The 16,855-nt window shown below is 61.2% G+C and carries 13 protein-coding genes; 4 read left to right on the top strand and 9 right to left on the bottom strand.

The features are described 5' to 3' along the window. Window positions 1-6: 6 nt before the first annotated feature. The 8 genes from BLU46_RS07965 to BLU46_RS07920 form a co-directional block, all read right to left on the bottom strand. Complete coding sequence (locus BLU46_RS07965; protein WP_093200453.1) at window positions 7-2,715, bottom strand: nitrate reductase; 2,709 nt, start codon at window positions 2,713-2,715, stop codon at window positions 7-9. After that, window positions 2,715-3,032: a nitrite reductase small subunit NirD gene (gene nirD / locus BLU46_RS07960; protein WP_063032355.1), complete on the bottom strand. Its 318-nt coding sequence runs from the start codon at window positions 3,030-3,032 to the stop codon at window positions 2,715-2,717. Before nirD ends, BLU46_RS07965 begins: the two co-directional genes overlap by 1 nt. Continuing rightward, window positions 3,029-5,482 carry a nitrite reductase large subunit NirB gene (nirB, locus tag BLU46_RS07955; RefSeq protein ID WP_063032353.1) on the bottom strand — a complete coding sequence of 818 codons (2,454 nt, stop codon included), beginning with the start codon at window positions 5,480-5,482 and terminating at the stop codon, window positions 3,029-3,031. Before nirB ends, nirD begins: the two co-directional genes overlap by 4 nt. Before the next feature lie 232 nt (window positions 5,483-5,714). Beyond that, window positions 5,715-7,385: a bifunctional protein-serine/threonine kinase/phosphatase gene (locus BLU46_RS07950; protein ID WP_093200450.1), complete on the bottom strand. Its 1,671-nt coding sequence runs from the start codon at window positions 7,383-7,385 to the stop codon at window positions 5,715-5,717. Next, the gene (locus tag BLU46_RS07945; protein ID WP_093200446.1) at window positions 7,385-8,596 is read right to left on the bottom strand and encodes a nitrate/nitrite transporter; all 1,212 of its coding nucleotides are present in this window, start codon (window positions 8,594-8,596) and stop codon (window positions 7,385-7,387) included. The genes BLU46_RS07950 and BLU46_RS07945 overlap by 1 nt, the downstream gene beginning before the upstream one ends. 936 nt (window positions 8,597-9,532) lie before the next feature. After that, window positions 9,533-10,474 carry an IS110 family RNA-guided transposase gene (locus BLU46_RS07930; protein WP_093200084.1) on the bottom strand — a complete coding sequence of 314 codons (942 nt, stop codon included), beginning with the start codon at window positions 10,472-10,474 and terminating at the stop codon, window positions 9,533-9,535. 299 nt (window positions 10,475-10,773) lie between these two features. After that, window positions 10,774-11,349 (bottom strand): ANTAR domain-containing response regulator, encoded by a 576-nt coding sequence (locus BLU46_RS07925; protein ID WP_017477143.1) that lies wholly within the window; start codon window positions 11,347-11,349, stop codon window positions 10,774-10,776. 12 nt (window positions 11,350-11,361) lie between these two features. Next, on the bottom strand, window positions 11,362-12,561 hold the full coding sequence (locus BLU46_RS07920; protein WP_063032346.1) for a CmpA/NrtA family ABC transporter substrate-binding protein: 1,200 nt from the start codon (window positions 12,559-12,561) through the stop codon (window positions 11,362-11,364). Window positions 12,562-12,798: 237 nt separating this feature from the next. Between BLU46_RS07920 and sctC the strand changes: the two genes are divergently transcribed. The 4 genes from sctC to BLU46_RS07900 all read left to right on the top strand — a co-directional run bounded on the left by sctC (window position 12,799) and on the right by BLU46_RS07900 (window position 16,371). Then, window positions 12,799-14,262, top strand: coding sequence for a type III secretion system outer membrane ring subunit SctC (gene sctC / locus BLU46_RS07915; protein WP_093200440.1), 1,464 nt, complete (start codon window positions 12,799-12,801; stop codon window positions 14,260-14,262). A gap of 173 nt (window positions 14,263-14,435) precedes the next feature. Continuing rightward, window positions 14,436-14,801, top strand: a complete 366-nt coding sequence (locus BLU46_RS07910; RefSeq protein ID WP_063032342.1) for a winged helix-turn-helix domain-containing protein — start codon at window positions 14,436-14,438, stop codon at window positions 14,799-14,801. Beyond that, entirely contained in the window at window positions 14,798-15,259 is a 462-nt protein-coding gene (locus tag BLU46_RS07905) for a transglycosylase SLT domain-containing protein (protein WP_093200437.1), read from the top strand. The genes BLU46_RS07910 and BLU46_RS07905 overlap by 4 nt, the downstream gene beginning before the upstream one ends. A gap of 86 nt (window positions 15,260-15,345) precedes the next feature. Continuing rightward, window positions 15,346-16,371 (top strand): quinone-dependent dihydroorotate dehydrogenase, encoded by a 1,026-nt coding sequence (locus BLU46_RS07900; protein WP_093200434.1) that lies wholly within the window; start codon window positions 15,346-15,348, stop codon window positions 16,369-16,371. Window positions 16,372-16,492: 121 nt separating this feature from the next. Here the strand turns inward: BLU46_RS07900 and rmf are convergent, their stop codons facing one another. Further along, window positions 16,493-16,708, bottom strand: coding sequence for a ribosome modulation factor (rmf, locus tag BLU46_RS07895; RefSeq protein ID WP_002553055.1), 216 nt, complete (start codon window positions 16,706-16,708; stop codon window positions 16,493-16,495). Between the last annotated feature and the right edge of the window lie 147 nt (window positions 16,709-16,855).

Below are 16,855 nucleotides of genomic sequence, written 5' to 3'. Positions count from 1 at the left end.
CTTCCCTCACACTGTGATCGCGATTGGCTGCGTGCCGCTCGCCAATAGCCGTTTGATTTCCGGCACGCAGGAGCCGCATTGCGTGCCGCAACCCAGTTCCTGCTTCAGCCCATTCAGGTCCAGGCCCCGGGCAATGCCGGCGCCGACCGCGCTTTCGCTGACGTTCTTGCAGTTGCACAACGTCTTGTGGCTGGTGGAACCGCCCCCCGGTGGCGCACTCAGTGGCGCCAGCAGCCAGCGTCGCAACTGGTCATCGGTGCGGCCTTCCAGCCACAGGTTTTGCAACCAGTGGCGAGCCAGGGTTTCGCCGGCCAGGCGGATCGCGGTGATCCGGCCCTTTTCAATTTTTACCCGCTTGCCAATGGAGCGCCGCGGGTCGTCGTAGGCCATCACCGGGCCGTCATTCAGGCCCAGCAACTGGTCAATCTGCTTGAGCAGCTCAAGTGCAGGCGCCTCGTGATGCGCCCCACGAATCAGCAGGGCAGGCCGCTCGCGCCCGGTCAGGCTCAGGCTGACGTAGGCAAAGCCCTCACACAGCGGTCGCAACGCTTCAAAGTGTTGCTGCACATCGCCTTCGATCAGCGCAAACAAGTGCCAGGGCAGTTGCACCGCCTCCAGGCGCACACCGCTATGTTTGAGTTCCGGCTGCTTGGACAGCGGATCGAACGCCGGCTGGGTAAGTGCATTCACGCCGCCTTTGAGAAAGCGGTCGCCCCAGTGCATCGGCAGGAACGCCTGGCCGGGACGCACGCTGTCATCACTGCCGACGGCGACAATCACGCTGCCGCGCCGACTTTTCAGGCTGATCAGGTCGCCTTCCTTCAAGCGATGCCGGCGCAGCTCGTCCGGGTGCAGGCTGAGCAACGCTTCACTGACATGCCCGAACAACTGCGCCGCGGTGCCGGTACGGCTCATCCCATGCCATTGGTCCCGCAGGCGTCCGGTGATCAGGGTCAGAGGGAAGCGCGCGTCACGCTGCTCTTTGGCGGCGCGATAAGGGTCAGCAACAAAGTGCGCCCGGCCAGTCTCCGTAGGGAAAATTCCGTCGGTGTACAGCCGTGGTGTTCCGCTCATCGCATCGGCCGGGAATGGCCATTGCTGCGGGCCCATCCGGTCCAGCAGGGCGTGACTGATACCCGACAGGTCCAAGTCACGCCCACGGGTCAGCAGTTTGTATTCATCAAAGATCTGCGCCGGTTGCTCAAAGGCAAAAAGACCCGGTTTTCCGGGACAAAGACGTCGCTCCAGGCGCTGGGCAAAATCCACAGTGATTGCCCAGTCCGGCCGCGCCTCTCCTGGTGGGACGATGGCCTGCCGGACGTGGGAAATGCGCCGTTCAGAGTTGGTGACCGTGCCTTCTTTCTCGCCCCAGCTCGCTGCGGGCAACAACAGGTCGGCGAAACGCGCTGTCTCGGTTGTACGAAAGGCTTCCTGTAGCACCACGAACGGACACGCCTCCAGGGCCTGACGCACAGTGTTCTGGTCGGGCAGGGATTGGGCGGGATTGGTGCAGGCGATCCAAAGGGCCTTGATCTTGCCGGCCTGTATTTGCTCAAACAATTCGATAGCGGTCAGTCCGGTGTTGGCCGGCAGTTGGTCAACACCCCAATACGCGGCCACTTCTGCCCGATGTTCAGGGTTGGCTGCCTCACGATGGCCTGGCAGCAAATTCGACAAACTGCCGGTTTCCCGACCGCCCATGGCATTCGGCTGACCCGTCAGGGAGAAAGGTCCACAGCCGGGACGGCCGATGGTGCCGGTCGCCAAATGCAGGTTAATCAGTGCACTGTTCTTTGCGCTGCCTGCGGTGGACTGGTTCAACCCCATGCACCACAACGACAGGAAGCTCCCCGAGGTGCCGACCCATTCCGCGCACTGGCGCAGTTGCTCGACACTGATCCCGCACAGCTGCGTCACCATTTGCGGTGTGTAGTCGTGTACCAGGCGTTTGAGCTCCACCAGGCCGTCGGTATGGGCCTGGATAAAGTCGCGATCGATCCAGTCCTCCCACAACAACAGGTGCAAGATCCCATGGAACAGCGCGACATCCGTACCCGGCAGAATCGCCAAATGCAGGTCAGCCAAGTCGCAGGTATCGGTGCGCCGGGGGTCAATCACCACCACCTTCATCTGTGGCCGACGGGCCTTGGCTTCCTCCAGGCGCCGGAACAACACCGGATGCGCGTAGGCCATGTTACTGCCGACGATCATCACGCAGTCGCTCGACTCCAGGTCCTCATAACTGCAGGGTGGCGCATCGGCCCCCAGGCTGCGCTTGTAGCCAACCACTGCTGACGACATGCATAGCCGCGAGTTGCTGTCGATGTTGTTGGTGCCCACCAGCGCCCGCGCCAGCTTGTTGAAGCTGTAGTAATCCTCGGTCAGCAATTGCCCGGAGATATAGAACGCCACGCTGTCCGGCCCGTGTTCGGCGATGGTTTCGGCGAACACATTGGCCGCGTGCTCCAGGGCGGTGTCCCAGTCCGTGCGGATACGGGCCAGGCCCTTGCCGAGTCGCAGTTCCGGGTACAACGCACGGGCCGTAAGGTCCCCGGTGAGGTGCAGGCTGGAACCCTTGCTGCACAATTTTCCGAAGTTGGCCGGATGGCTCGAATCGCCACTGACACCGAGAATTTGCGAGCCATCATGTTCGATCAGCACGCCGCAACCGACCCCGCAGTAGCAGCAGGTGGACGCGGTGGTCTGGCGGTTCATCAACCGGCGTCCCGCAGCGCCAGCATCACCCGGCCGTTTTCCACGCGGGCCGGGTGGTGATGGGCGCAGCCGACGTCCGGTGCCTGGGCTTCACCGGATTCCAGGTCGATCTGCCAATTATGCAGCGGGCAGGCGACGCGCTTGCCGTAGATCAAACCCTGGGACAGTGGGCCGCCCTTGTGGGGGCAGCGGTCGTCGAGGGCGAAAACTTCGTCGTCACTGGTACGAAAAATCGCGATGTCGCCTTTGGGCCCGGTGATGATGCGCGAACCCAGGGCGTTGATCTCTTCGAGGGCGCAGATATCCAGCCAGTTCATGCCGGCACCTCCAGCAGTTTGACGGGGATGGTGTCGAATTCCTTTTTCAGCAGTGGCTGTTCCAGGCGTTCTTTCCACGGGTCTTGTTCGAACGACAGGGAGAATTGCAGGCGTTCGTTAAGCGCCTGACGCCGCGCCGGGTCTTCCAGTACGGCCTTCTTGATGTGCTCCATACCCACCCGTTGCAGGTAGTGCACGGTGCGCTCCAGGTAGAAGGCTTCTTCCCGGTAGAGCTGTAGGAAAGCGCCGTTGTATTCGCGCACTTCTTCGGCGGTTTTCAGCTTCACGAAGAACTCGGCCACTTCGGTCTTGATCCCGCCGTTACCGCCGATGTACATCTCCCAGCCGGAGTCGACGCCGATAATTCCCACGTCCTTGATCCCCGCTTCCGAGCAGTTGCGCGGACAGCCGGACACTGCCAGTTTCACCTTGTGGGGCGACCACATATTGAACAGGTCATGTTCCAGCTCGATCCCCAACTGTGTGGAGTTCTGTGTACCAAAGCGGCAGAACTCGCTGCCGACGCAGGTCTTCACGGTGCGAATGGATTTGCCGTAGGCATGGCCGGACGGCATGTCGAGATCCTTCCATACGCCGGGCAAGTCCTGCTTCTTGATGCCCAGCAAATCGATGCGCTGCCCGCCGGTGACCTTGACCATCGGCACGTTGTACTTGTCGGCCACATCGGCGATGCGCCGCAGTTCTGACGGATTGGTCACACCGCCCCACATCCTCGGGACTACCGAGTAGGTGCCATCTTTCTGAATATTGGCGTGGGCCCGCTCGTTGATCAGGCGCGATTGCGGGTCGTCTTTCGCCTCGCCGGGCCAAGTGGAAATCAGGTAATAGTTGAGTGCCGGGCGGCAGGTGGCGCAGCCGTTCGGGGTGCGCCAGTTCAGGTAGCTCATGGTGCTGGCGATGGTCAGCAGGTGCTGGTCGCGGATGGCCTGGCGGATTTGCCCGTGGTTGAGGTCGCTGCAGCCGCAGATGGCTTTTTCGCTTTTCGGTTTGACGTCGGCAGCGCCGCCCACGGTGTTGATCAGGATCTGTTCCACCAAACCGGCGCAAGAGCCGCAGGAGCTGGCGGCCTTGGTGTGCTTCTTCACGTCGTCGACGCTGAACAGCCCATGTTCCTGAATAGCCTTGACGATAGTGCCCTTGCACACGCCGTTGCAGCCGCAGACTTCAGCGCTGTCGGCCATGCTCATCGCCTTGTCCTGGCCCTGGTGGCCTACATCGCCAATGGCGTTTTCGCCGAACATAAGGTGATCACGAATCTCGCCAATGGCGTGGTTCTCACGAATCTGCCGGAAATACCAACCGCCGTCAGCGGTGTCGCCGTACAGGCAGGCGCCGACGAGAATGTCGTCCTTGATCACCAGCTTCTTGTAGACGCCTCCAATCGGGTCGGAAAGGGTGATGGTTTCCGTGCCTTCGCCGCCCATGAAATCCCCGGCGGAGAACAGGTCGATGCCGGTGACTTTCAATTTGGTGGAGGTCACCGAACCCTGGTATCGCGCGAAACCCAACTGAGCGAGGTGGTTGGCGCAGACCTTGGCCTGCTCGAACAGCGGTGCCACCAGGCCATAGGCGATCCCGCGATGGCTGGCGCATTCGCCGATGGCATAGATGCGCGGGTCGTAGGTTTGCAGGGTGTCGTTGACCAGAATCCCGCGGTTGCACGGGATGCCGGATTTTTCCGCGAGTTCGGTGTTGGGGCGGATGCCCGCAGCCATCACCACCAGGTCGGCGGGGATCACATCGCCATTCTTGAATTGCACCGAGCCGACGCGACCGTTGCCGGCATCATGCAAGGCCTGGGTCTGTTCCTGCAGGCGGAACACCAGGCCGCGGCTTTCCAGTTCGGTTTGCAGCAACTGGCCGCTGGTCTTGTCCAGTTGCCGCTCCAACAGCCACTCGCCGATGTGCACCACGGTCACGTGCATACCGCGCAGCATCAGGCCGTTGGCCGCCTCCAGCCCCAGCAGCCCGCCGCCGATCACCACTGCGTGCTTGTGGGTCTTGGCGGTGTTGATCATGGCTTGGGTGTCGGCGATGTCGCGGTAGCCGATCACACCCTGCAACGTATTGCCGGGGATCGGCAGGATAAACGGCGTGGAGCCGGTGGCGATCAGCAGGCGATCGTACTCGGCCTCGCTGCCGTCTTCGGCGATGACTTTGCGTTTGACCCGGTCGATCTGCACCACTTTGCGGTTGAGCAGCAACTTGATGTTGTTATCGAGGTACCAGCTCAAATCGTTGAGCACGATCTCTTCGAAGGTCTGCTCACCGGCCAGCACTGGCGAGAGCAGGATGCGGTTGTAATTGGTGTGGGGCTCGGCGCCGAAGACAGTGATGTCGTACAGGTCGCTGCTCAGCTTGAGCAATTCTTCAAGGGTGCGAACCCCGGCCATGCCGTTGCCGATCATCACCAGTTTGAGTTTCTTCATGTCGTTCTCCGCAGTGGCTCGACAAATCGTGCGCAACAAAAAAAGGCGTCCCCGCTAGGTAAGTAGCGAGGACGCCTTTGTCCTGGTCCCGTTCTCTCGGGAAGCTCGACCTTCGACGTTGAAGGTGCGGCTATATGTGTGTTGATGGAAAAGTTAATGCAGTGGTTGTGCCAAGTGGCGGTTTGGCCGGGTTTGTTCGGTCTGGCGCCGATGTCTCGAGATATTTCGCCTCTTAGTGGTGCAGCAGCCAGTACAACAGCACCAGATTGATCAGCAGCGACAGCACGGCCAACGTCTGCCAGACCTTCAGCGGTTCGCGTTCCAGCAGCGGTTTTGGCCGAATGCTCAACTCACGGCGGTCCGCCTGCTCTAATACCAGCAACCATTCCTCGGCGGTTTCATAACGTTGCTCGGGTTGCGCGGCGACTGCGCGCTCCAGACTTTGTTGCAGCCAGTCGGGCAGGTCGGGGCGGTAACGGCTGGCGCTGACCGGCGTAGTGAATCTGGGGCGCTGGAAAGCTTCGATTTCGCCGTAGGGATAATGCCCGGTGAGCAGGTAATACAAGGTCACCCCGACGCTATACAAATCCTGTTGCGGGGTAGGGCGTTCGCCGTTGAAGGCTTCCGGGGCGATAAAGCTCGGCGTGCCAGGCAGCAGGTGCGCGCGATCCTCGGAAAGCCCGGGGCAGTAGGCCAGGCCGAAGTCCAGCACGCGCAATTCGCCGTCTTCCCCCAGCAGCAGGTTTTCCGGCTTGATGTCACGGTGCAGGATTTGTCGGCGGTGCAGCATCCCGATGGCACGCAACAGGCGCTCGGCCAGGGACTGCCACTGCGCCAAGGGCAATGGGCCCTGGTGCTTGAACAATTCGGCCAGGGTTTGCCCGGCGTATTCACGCATCACGTAGTACAAATGCTGGCGACCACTGGCCGGATGGACTTCAGGAAACGCACGGCCGGCGACCCGACGCAGGAACCATTCCTCCGACAGCAATGCCTGGGCGGCGAACACGTCATCGTCATGACTGACCGGCAAGGTCTTCAGCAGCCACGCCTGTTGCTGGGCATCGCGCACCCGGTAGAGCAGGGATTGGCGACTTTGTCCCAGCAGCGCTTCCACCTGCCAGCCTTCGAAGCGCTGCCCGACTTTCAGGGGCGGCGGCAGCGGCCATTGCTGCAACTGCACCAGTGCATCACCCAGGGTGGCAGCGCCGAGCTGGTCGACGCGCACCAGCAAGGCGCTGGCATTGTCCTGGCTGCCCGCCAGATGCGCGGTGCTGACCAAGGTGTTGACCGCGAGGTTCAGGTCCGACTGTTCCCGCAGGATTGCGCTGATGCGGTTGTCATCCAGGGTTGCCCATACGCCGTCGCTGAGCAGTAGAAAACATTCTCCTGCCCGCAACTCGCCGTCGAGGAAATCCAGTACCAGATGCTGATCCAGGCCCATGGCGCGCTTGAGCACATGCTGCATGCCCGGTTGCTCCCACACGTGTTCTTCGCTGAGGCGCTGCAACTCGCCATCGAGCCAGCGATACACCCGGCAATCACCCACATGGGCCAGGGTGAAACGCTGGCCGCGAAACACCAGAGCGCTCAGGGTGGTCAGCAACGGTTGGCCACCACCGTTGGCTTGCAGCCAGCGATTCTGTGCCACCAGCAAGCGTTCCAGGGCCTGGGCCACACCCCAGGTTTGCGGCGTGGCGTAGTAGTCCAGGGCCAGGGCCTGCAAGGTCGAACGAGCAGCCAGTCCGCCATCGGCGCATTGGCTGACGCCGTCGGCGATGGCGCACAGGTAGCCTTTGCTGGCGGCCAGCTCCGGGGCCGGCGTGACCAGGCGCAAGGCGTCCTGGTTTTCCTGCCGAGGGCCGGTGGCGCTGGCCTGGGCGAAGCTTAGTTGCAGGCTCATCAGACCCGGGCAGCCGTCACCGCTGCCGAGCCCCACGTGGTTCTCCAGCGACGCTTGACGCCATACAGGCCGAACCAGGCCAACACACCCAGGCTGGCGAACAACCACAGCGCCAACTGATAGCTGCCGGTGCTTTGCTTGATTGCACCCATGCCCGCCGCCAGGGCGAAACCGCCGATGCCGCCGGCCATGCCGATCAGGCCGGTCATCACACCAATCTCCCGATGAAAACGCTGGGGCACCAGCTGGAACACGGCGCCGTTACCCGCACCCAAACCGAGCATGGTGCAGACGAAAAGCGCCAGGGCGGCGTAGGAACTTGGCAGGTTGAAACCCACCGCCGCGATACAGATCGCGGCCACGCCGTACATGCCGAGCAGGGTGCGAATCCCGCCGAAACGGTCGGCCAGGGCGCCGCCCAAAGGCCGCATCAGGCTACCGCCGAACACACAGGCGGCGGTGTAGTAACCGGCTGTGACCGGGCTCAAGCCGTATTGGTCGTTGAAGTAGCCGGGCAGGGCGCTGGCCAGGCCGATAAAACCGCCGAAGGTCACACTGTAGAAGAACATGAACCACCAGCTGTCGCGGTCGCCCAGGGCCTTGAAGTAGTCGGCCATGGACTTGGCTTTGGGCCGTTGTGGGGCATTGCGGGCGAGCCAGGCGAAGACGATCAGGGTCAGGATCAGTGGGATCAGCGCAAAGCCGAACACATTGCTCCAGCCGAACGCGGCGGCCAGTACGGGGGCCAACAAGGCTGCGAACACCGTACCGGAGTTGCCGGCGCCGGCGATGCCCATGGCCTTGCCCTGATGCTCGGCGGGGTACCACTGGGACGCCAGGGGCAGCGCGACGGCGAACGAGGCGCCGGCCATGCCGAGGAACATGCCCAGCAGCAGGGCTTGTTCGTAGCTGTGAATCCCCAGTTTCCAGGCGCCGAAGAGGGCGCAGATGACGATCACCTGGCCAATCAGGCCGGCGGTCTTGGGGGAGAGCTTGTCGGCGAGCATGCCCATCAGGAAGCGCAGCACTGCGCCGGCGAGGATCGGCGTGGCGACCACCAGGCCGCGTTGTTGGGTGGTGAGGTGCAGGTCGGCGGCGATTTGCACCGCCAGTGGGCCTAACAGGTACCAGACCATGAAACTCAGGTCGAAATACAGGAACGCGGCGAACAGGGTTGGGGTGTGGCCGGATTTCCAGAAGCTTGATTTCATCACGCACCTCAGCGGTAAAGGGGTCTTATGAGAAGGCCTGGTGATGGAACGGCTGTGGCCGCCCCACCGGCCCCGGGCTATGGGGCCAAAACGAAAAAACGCCGCCACCGGGTTCGCGAGGGCAAACCGGGTGTGCGACGTCTTTGTCGTGGAGGGGGCAACCGCCGTTGGCTACCTGTGGGGATTCTTTAGCAAGAGGTGGGCCAACAGGGGTTGGGTTTTGGGTACATATCCGTTGCTGCGGTAACGGCTACTTATGGTTCCGCTCTTACAGCGGGTCACTTTTGGCAAACGCCCGGAATGCCGGCCCAGCCAAAAGTAACCAAAAGGTCTTTGCCCCACCACTCGGTGCCTCGCTTAGGCTCGGCATGCCCGCACTCCGGCACGGCTCCGCGGGCCGCCGCGACGGGCCATCCATGGCCCGGCGCGGCTAAACCGGCGTCCTGCCGGTTTACCCGCTCCACCGTGCCTGCTTGCGGCCATCGTGGTTGACGGGGCCCGCAGATCAAAATCAAAAGCAGATCAAAAGCAGAGCACAGCGGCCTACCGGCCGGCTTGAGTGTTAAAAGCCAGATCAAAAGCCAGAGCGAATGCAGATCTGCTTTTCTGTGGGAGCTGGCTTGCCTGCGATGCAGACACCTCGGTTTTTCAGATACACCGAGGCGATGCCATCGCAGGCAAGCCAGCTCCCACATTTGACCGTGCCCGCTTTAGCTTTTGATTTTGCTCTTCAACACTCAAGCCGGCCGGTAGGCCGCTGTGCTCTTGCTTTTGATCTTGATTTTGATCTTAGGCGCCCCGTTAAACCACGCTGGCCGAACGCAGGCTTTGGAGCGTGGGTAACCCGGCAGGACGCCGGGTTAGCCGCGCTGGGCCAAGGATGGCCCATCGCGGCGGCCCACGGTCCAAAGCCGGAGTGAGCAACCGTGTCGAATCTCAAGCCATTTCAGCGAAATGTTTTTGATCTCGGACCATCGCATTCAGGATCGTCAGCAGCTTTCTCATGCATGCAACCAGCGCCACTTTCTTCGTCTTCCCTGCAGCAAGCAGACGGTTGTAGAACCTCTCGATCACCGGGTTATGGCTCTTCGAGGACAAGACAGCCATGTAAAGCACACTTCGCACCTCAGCTCGACCACCCCATATCCGTCTACGTCCTTTGTACAGGCCGCTATCGCAGTTAAAAGGGGCCACACCAACCAATGCAGCCACTTGTTTGCGATTCACTTTGCCTAGCTCAGGAACCATCGCCAGCAGCGAAAGTGCGAGCACATTGCCAACACCTGAGACCTCGCGCAGCAAATCATAATTGGCCTTCCAGGCCGGCGAAGCTTTGATCGCTTCGTGCAAGTCATCGTCTGTACTTTTAAGACGCTTTTGAAGCCAGACGATATGTGCCTTGATATCCCGTCGAAGCGCCTTGAATACCGCCTGTTTCAGTCGAGACTCCTCCGCCACGATCATATCGATAAGCTGACGGCGTCTAGTCAGTAGATCTGCCAGTTCACGAGCGTGTTCATCTGGCATCTCCCGAATTTCGGGTTTGACCGCCTGAGCAAACTCCGCAATCACCTGGGCATCCAGAGCGTCGGTTTTAGCCAGCCGTCCGGTAGCCTTAGCGAAATCACGGACCTGACGGGGATTGACAACAACGACTGGTAATCCAGCAGCGCAAAGCTCGGCAGCGGCAAGCCGCTCATATCCGCCAGTTGCTTCCAGCACCACTAAAGCGGGCATCTGAGCCTTGAGATGCTTAGCTAAACGCTGGATATCTTCTGGAGTATTGAAAAACTGCTCGACTTGGCCAGTAGTGCTGACGAATGAGTCGAGCTTGTTTTTGGAAACATCAATTCCGACGAACGCAGAGTCATGGTCCATGGCGTTTTCCTCACGTCCAACCTTGCAGAATCGGGCTTTACGCCCAGGCAACCGTTCGGACTAGTTTAGAAAAGAACCTGCTTCGACCCATGCTCACTCACGATCTTGAAATCTGAGGGCACCACGGTCTGAAGCAGGTGAAAATAATCTTACAAGGGCACACCGAGCCTAGGCGAGGTGCCGAGTGGTGGGGCAAGAGCGTTTTGCTTACTTTTGCGCTTTTCAAAAGTGAGCCGCTGTAAGAGCGGAACCAATAGTCGCCGTTACCTAAATAACGGATATACACCCCGACCCACCCCTCACCCCAACAACTCACTCATCGCAATAATCTGCTCCGCCACCTGAATCAGCTTCTGCTGCCGACTCATCGCCTGACGCCGCATCAGCGTGTAGGCCTCTTCCTCATTACACCCCTTCATTTTCATCAACAGCCCCTTGGCCGTTTCAATCCGCTTACGCTCCGCCAACTGCTGATCCCGCGCCTGCAACTGCGCGCGCAGGGCCTGGTCACTCTCAAACCGTGCCATCGCCACATCCAGAATCGGCTGCAGCCGCTGCGCCTGAATCCCTTCGACGATATAGGCACTGACCCCAGACTTGATCGCCTGACGCATCACCCCCGGATCATGCTCATCGGTAAACATCACAATCGGCCTCGGCTGGTCCCGGCTCACCAGCACCACCTGCTCCATCACATCCCGCCCCGGCGACTCGGTATCGATCAAAATCACATCCGGACGCACCGCTTCAACGCGCGCCGGCAGGTCAATCGTCATCCCAGACTCATCGATCACTTCAAACCCGGCCTCGGTCAACGCGGCCTTGAGCCGCCCAACCTTGCGTGGCGTGTCGTTGATCAACAGGATTCGCAACATAAGATCCTCCTGTCAGCGCAAGGCCTGGCGGCTGGAAACGTCTGCCATGGCGTGCAGGCGAAAGCTGCGGGCATACCCGGCCGGGTCCGAACCGTCCCAGACTTTGCCGTCGATCAACTGACCGCTGCGCATGGCCTCGCCTCCGGCGGGCACCCCCACGGCGCTGGCCGCCTGGCGATAGATGTCCAGTTGCTGTACGCGGCGGGCAGTACCGAGGTAATCCGGGTCTTCCCGCAGCAACCCCCAGCGGCGGAACTGCGTCATGAACCACATGCCATCGGACAGGTACGGCAGATTGACTTCGCCATTGCCAAAAAAACGCAGGGCATGAGGATCCTGCCAGTGATTGCCGAGGCCATCGTCGTAGTTGCCCAGCAGCCGCGGTTCGATGCAGTCCAGCGGCGCGTCGAGGTATTGCGGGGCGCTCAGCAGTTGCGCGGTGGAGCGGCGGTTTTCAACGCTCTCCTCGATAAATCGGCTGGCTTGCAGAATGGCCATCACCAGCACCCGGGCGGTATTAGGGTATTGCTCGACAAACGCCTGGGTGCAACCGAGGACCTTCTCAGGATGATCCGGCCAGATCGCCTGGGTTGTCGCCAGGGTGAAGCCTTGATTTTGCTTCACTGCACTCGCGCACCAGGGCTCGCCAACGCAGAACCCATCGATACGCCCGGCTTGCAGGTGCGCAACCATTTGTGGCGGTGGCACCACCACACTGTCCACGTCCTGCAGCGGATGAATGCCTTGGCTCGCCAGCCAGTAATACAACCACATGGCGTGAGTGCCTGTGGGAAAGGTCTGGGCGAAGGTGAGTTTTGTTCGGCTTTGGTGCACGCGACGATCCAGTGCCTCAGGACTGGTCACCCCTAACTGTTGCAGACCACGGGACAGGTTGATGCTCTGGCCATTCTGGTTCAGGCCCATCAGCACGGCCATGTCGGTGGGCGCCACGCCGCCGATGCCCAGGTGCACCGCGTAGATCAGGCCGTACAGACTGTGGGCGGCGTCCAGTTCGCCGCTGACCAGGTTGTCGCGCAGGCTGGCCCATGATGACTGGCGCCTGAGGTTCAAGGTCAGGCCATAGGGCTGCGCGAAGCCCTGGGTGGCGGCGACCACCACCGAGGCGCAATCGCTCAGGGCCATGAAGCCCAGGTTGAGGCTGCTCTTTTCCGGGGCATCGCTGCCGTTGACCCAAGCCAGGGGATCACTCATCAATAGCTACCTTTCATAAAAAAACGCCGTTCCGTCGGGCCACTCACAATGAAGGCCCGGGGTAACGACGTCTGTGTCCTTGAGCCCGTTCCGCCGTTGGCGCGGGCTGTGATAGACAAGGCAAAGCAAGGCACATGCCACGAAGCGCACAGGATGGGCGGAGCGTCAGCTTTCCATCAGGATTGAAAATGGCCTGACTCGCAGTATGGCCGCTCTTTCAGCCCGGGCCATGCAGGCATGTTCATCAACCTTTCCCGTTTTTCGACGCTGCTTTTCTGCCTGGTGCTGTTGGGCAGCCCCTGCGCGTTCGGGGAGTCGTACCAGGCTCATGATGAAAGCCTGCACACTTTTTTTACCGCGCTGTCATTGCCGCTGGGGCAACCGATCGTTGTCAGTCAGGCGGCGGCGCGCAAGCGCATCAGCGGGGCGTTCGATTTCGATTCGGCGCAACCGCTGCTGGAGTCGGTCGCTCGGCAGCACGGCTTGATCTGGCACAGCGACGGCCTGGTGCTTTACCTCTATGACGCCGACGAGGCGAAAAGCTCGGTGGTGACCTTGCGGCACATTTCGGTGGATATCCTGCGCGGGTTCATGCGCCGCTCGGGGCTCGATGAGGCGCGCTACCCACTGCGGGCGAGTGGGGCGCGGATGTTCTATGTGTCTGGGCCGCCGAACTATGTCGACCATGTGTTGCGCCTGGCGCAACTGATGGACCGCCAGCGTGCGGAACTGCGCATGGGGCCGCAGCGGATCGGGGTGGTGCAGGTACTCAACACCCACGTTGCAGACCGCGAGTACGAGATGGGCGACAGAACCATCACGGTGCCGGGCATGGCATCCATGATCGAAAAACTGCTGGCTGTCGAACAGGAGAGTGTCCCCCAGGGGCAATCCGGATTACTTGGCGACACCGATATTTCGGTGCTGGCCTACCCGGACACCAACAGCCTGTTGATCAAAGGCAAGCCTGAGCAGGTGAGCTTTATCGAAAGCCTGGTGGCGGAGTTGGATGTGCCGAAGCGTGCAGTGGAGGTTTCATTGTGGCTGGTGGATGTGGACCGTGATGAGCTCAAGAAGCTGGGCGTGGCCATGCATGAAGGCTCCGGCGAGCCTTCCGCAACCCGGGTCATGGCGCCCGTCGTGGACGACGCCTTCATGAAGCGGATCATGGCGCTGGAGCCGCGTCGGCGAGCGAAGGTCACGGCGTTGCCGGTGATTCTTACCCAGGAGAATGTGCCGGCGGTGTTCAACGATCACCAGACGTTCTATCTGCCCCGGCCGGGTGAGGACGGTGATGAGTGGCAACCGGTGGTCTACGGCACGCAGGTCAGTGTTTTGCCGCGCTTCGCCGAGGCGGGTGAAATCGAGATGCTGCTCACCATTGAGGATGGCCGCCAGCGGAGCAAGGCTGGCAGTCGCGACAAGCGCTCGGCGGCGGTGGAGCGCGTGGGAATCAGCAGCGTGGTACGTGTGGCGCCGGGCAGACGGCTGCTGGTGGGGGATTTTCAGCGTGATGCCGGGCCGGCCTCGTCCGGACGCTATTACGGGCCTATGGCCAACAGTGTCCGGCTGTTTGTCATTCAGGCGGCGGCGCTTGGGGATGCTGTGCGTACCCGTGCAGAGCCGGGGCAGGCACCGCCGCTGACACCCTCCCAGTATGAGCAGGTGAAACGTGCATTTAGCCGTCGGGGCGAGGGATAAAACCGCCGTTGTTCCTGTATGGGGTGGTGCTGAAAAGTCCTACGCAGCCTGTCTGGAAAAAGTAGTGCACGGGGGCTTTTGCCTCTCCTATACCGCGGGTGAGCTTTTTATAGTCGCGATTTTTCGGGATAACCAGTGTTGGAAATGAGGGTGAGTTGGGTGCAGAGGTACGAATGGCCGTGCTGAATAACGGGGTACTGGCTGCCCCCATGGTCTTTGATCGCTGGACATTGCATGGCGACGGCAGGCTGACCGGCGAAGATTCGGATATTCAACTACCGCCCAAGGAGGGGCAGGTGCTGCGCGTGCTGCTGGCGTCGGCCGGTGTGTTGGTGACCAAGGATCACTTGCTGGAACAGGCATGGCCCCATAACGAGGCCACCGAAGAGTCCCTGACCCGTTGCATCTGTTCGCTGCGTAAAATTTTGAAGGACGGTAGGGGGCTGATCAAGACGGTGTACGGCAAAGGGTACCGAGTGACCTGTGCCGTCACGGTTGCGAGCCATGTCTGTTCTACCTGCGGTCGAAGCCAGGCATGAGACGCGCCTGGCGCAAGGGAGTGCTGCTGCTCGCCCTTGGTTTCAGCAATGAGGCCCGCGCGTATTGCTGGGCCGAGGCCGCCAGCCGCTATGACATCGAACCGGAGCTGCTGCAAGCCATCGCCGCGGTGGAGTCGGGTTATCGCGCCGAGGCCATGAATTACGCCAACAGCAATGGCACCCGGGATATCGGGCTAATGCAGATCAACAGCATTCACCTGCCGCGCCTGCTCAAGTTGGGCATTACCGAACAACGCTTGCTGGATGAGCCATGCCTGTCGGTGGAGGTCGGGGCGTCGATCCTTGCCGACTTTGTCAAACAGTTCGGCTACAACTGGACGGCGATCGGCTCCTACAATGTGGGCGGTGGCCCCGGGACTGAGCGCGAGGCCCTGCGTCTTCGCTATGCGCAAAAGATCTGGGTTCGCTACGAGGAACTGATGGCGTACCGCAACTGACGATTGGACAGCACGCCTCGCATGCAGCCCTTCACCCCGGCTATAATCGCCGCCACCTTTCGCCGCCATCCGAGTCAATCCCGCCCATGTATACCCTGGCCCGCCAGCTGTTGTTCAAACTCTCTCCGGAAACCTCCCACGATCTGTCCCTGGATTTGATCGGTGCCGGTGGCCGCCTGGGGCTCAATGGTCTGGTGTGCAAGGCCCCGGCGAAAATGCCGGTGTCGGTGATGGGGCTCGATTTCCCCAACCCGGTGGGCCTGGCTGCCGGCCTGGACAAGAATGGCGCAGCCATCGACGGTTTTGCGCAGTTGGGTTTTGGCTTTGTCGAAATCGGCACCGTGACCCCACGGCCGCAGCCGGGCAACCCGAAGCCGCGGATCTTCCGCCTGCCGGAAGCCGAGGCGATCATCAATCGCATGGGCTTCAACAACCTGGGTGTGGATAACTTGCTGTCGCGGGTTCAGGCAGCGAAGTACACAGGCATCCTGGGGATCAACATTGGCAAGAACTTCGACACGCCGGTGGAGCGTGCGGTGGATGACTACCTGATTTGCCTGGACAAGGTCTATGCCCACGCCAGCTACGTCACCGTCAACGTCAGCTCGCCGAACACCCCGGGCCTGCGCAGCCTGCAGTTTGGCGACTCCCTCAAGCAACTGCTCGAAGCCTTGCGCCAGCGCCAGGAAGACCTGGCTGTGCGCCACGGCAAGCGCGTGCCGTTGGCGATCAAGATTGCCCCGGACATGAGCGACGAAGAGACCATACTGGTGGCCCAGGCCTTGGTGGACTCCGGAATGGACGCGGTGATTGCCACCAACACCACCCTGAGCCGCGTTGGCGTCGAAGGCTTGGCCTTTGGTGACGAGGCGGGTGGCCTGTCCGGTGCGCCGGTACGCGACCAGAGCACCCACATCGTCAAGGTGCTGGCGGCCGAACTGGCCGGTCGCTTGCCGATCATTGCGGTGGGCGGCATCACGGAAGGCAAGCACGCGGCCGAGAAAATCGCCGCTGGCGCGAGCCTGGTGCAGTTGTATTCCGGTTTTATCTACAAGGGCCCGGCGTTGATTCGCCAGTCGGTGGATGCGATCGCGGCGTTGCCAAAAGGTTAATCGAGGCCCATTAAAAAGGGCTCCTCGAAGGAGCCCCTGGGCCGAAGCCCGCCGCCCGGATGGGGCGTGCGTGGTTAAGTGGTTGCGTATTCGTGCTGGTGTCGGAATTAAATGCCCTTGATTAGCCGACGGCGTGAAGTTCGTTGAGTCTGTGGATTCCCGCAGTGCCAGTCATACCGTCCCAGTTGTCGCCGCGTCCTTCTCGCCAGCCGTTGATCCAGGCTTGGCGTACCGACGGTAGAGTAAATGGGCAAAGCTCACGGGATTTGCCATGAACGCCATATTGATATCCGCGTAAAAATGCTCTTTCCAACGGATCACGCTTAAGTCTTCTCATAGGGTGTTTCCCTCACTTGTTGACTGTCTTGATATCCTTCGGCCTCGTCCGAGGCCGGGCAGAGTTTTTCTGCCGTTGGTGGGCTCGCTGCCGGCGTGGCGAGCCAATGTGTCGGCGTCGTTACGGCGCCAACCTGTGTTGAGTTCT

Source organism: Pseudomonas yamanorum, assembly GCF_900105735.1.
Classification (GTDB): Bacteria; Pseudomonadota; Gammaproteobacteria; order Pseudomonadales; family Pseudomonadaceae; genus Aquipseudomonas; species Aquipseudomonas yamanorum.
Note: the sequence above shows the minus strand (reverse complement) of the source record. Positions and strands in the feature narration are given on the sequence as shown.

Coding starts and splice junctions, on each gene's coding strand:
- BLU46_RS07965 (WP_093200453.1), bottom strand. CDS start 2,715: ATGAACCGCCAGACCACCGCGTCCACCTGCTGCTACTGCGGGGTCGGT.
- BLU46_RS07900 (WP_093200434.1), top strand. CDS start 15,346: ATGTATACCCTGGCCCGCCAGCTGTTGTTCAAACTCTCTCCGGAAACC.
- BLU46_RS07925 (WP_017477143.1), bottom strand. CDS start 11,349: ATGTTGCGAATCCTGTTGATCAACGACACGCCACGCAAGGTTGGGCGG.
- nirB (WP_063032353.1), bottom strand. CDS start 5,482: ATGAAGAAACTCAAACTGGTGATGATCGGCAACGGCATGGCCGGGGTT.
- BLU46_RS07920 (WP_063032346.1), bottom strand. CDS start 12,561: ATGAGTGATCCCCTGGCTTGGGTCAACGGCAGCGATGCCCCGGAAAAG.
- nirD (WP_063032355.1), bottom strand. CDS start 3,032: ATGAACTGGCTGGATATCTGCGCCCTCGAAGAGATCAACGCCCTGGGT.
- rmf (WP_002553055.1), bottom strand. CDS start 16,708: ATGAGAAGACTTAAGCGTGATCCGTTGGAAAGAGCATTTTTACGCGGA.
- BLU46_RS07910 (WP_063032342.1), top strand. CDS start 14,436: ATGGCCGTGCTGAATAACGGGGTACTGGCTGCCCCCATGGTCTTTGAT.
- BLU46_RS07930 (WP_093200084.1), bottom strand. CDS start 10,474: ATGGACCATGACTCTGCGTTCGTCGGAATTGATGTTTCCAAAAACAAG.
- BLU46_RS07950 (WP_093200450.1), bottom strand. CDS start 7,385: ATGAGCCTGCAACTAAGCTTCGCCCAGGCCAGCGCCACCGGCCCTCGG.
- BLU46_RS07905 (WP_093200437.1), top strand. CDS start 14,798: ATGAGACGCGCCTGGCGCAAGGGAGTGCTGCTGCTCGCCCTTGGTTTC.
- BLU46_RS07945 (WP_093200446.1), bottom strand. CDS start 8,596: ATGAAATCAAGCTTCTGGAAATCCGGCCACACCCCAACCCTGTTCGCC.
- sctC (WP_093200440.1), top strand. CDS start 12,799: ATGTTCATCAACCTTTCCCGTTTTTCGACGCTGCTTTTCTGCCTGGTG.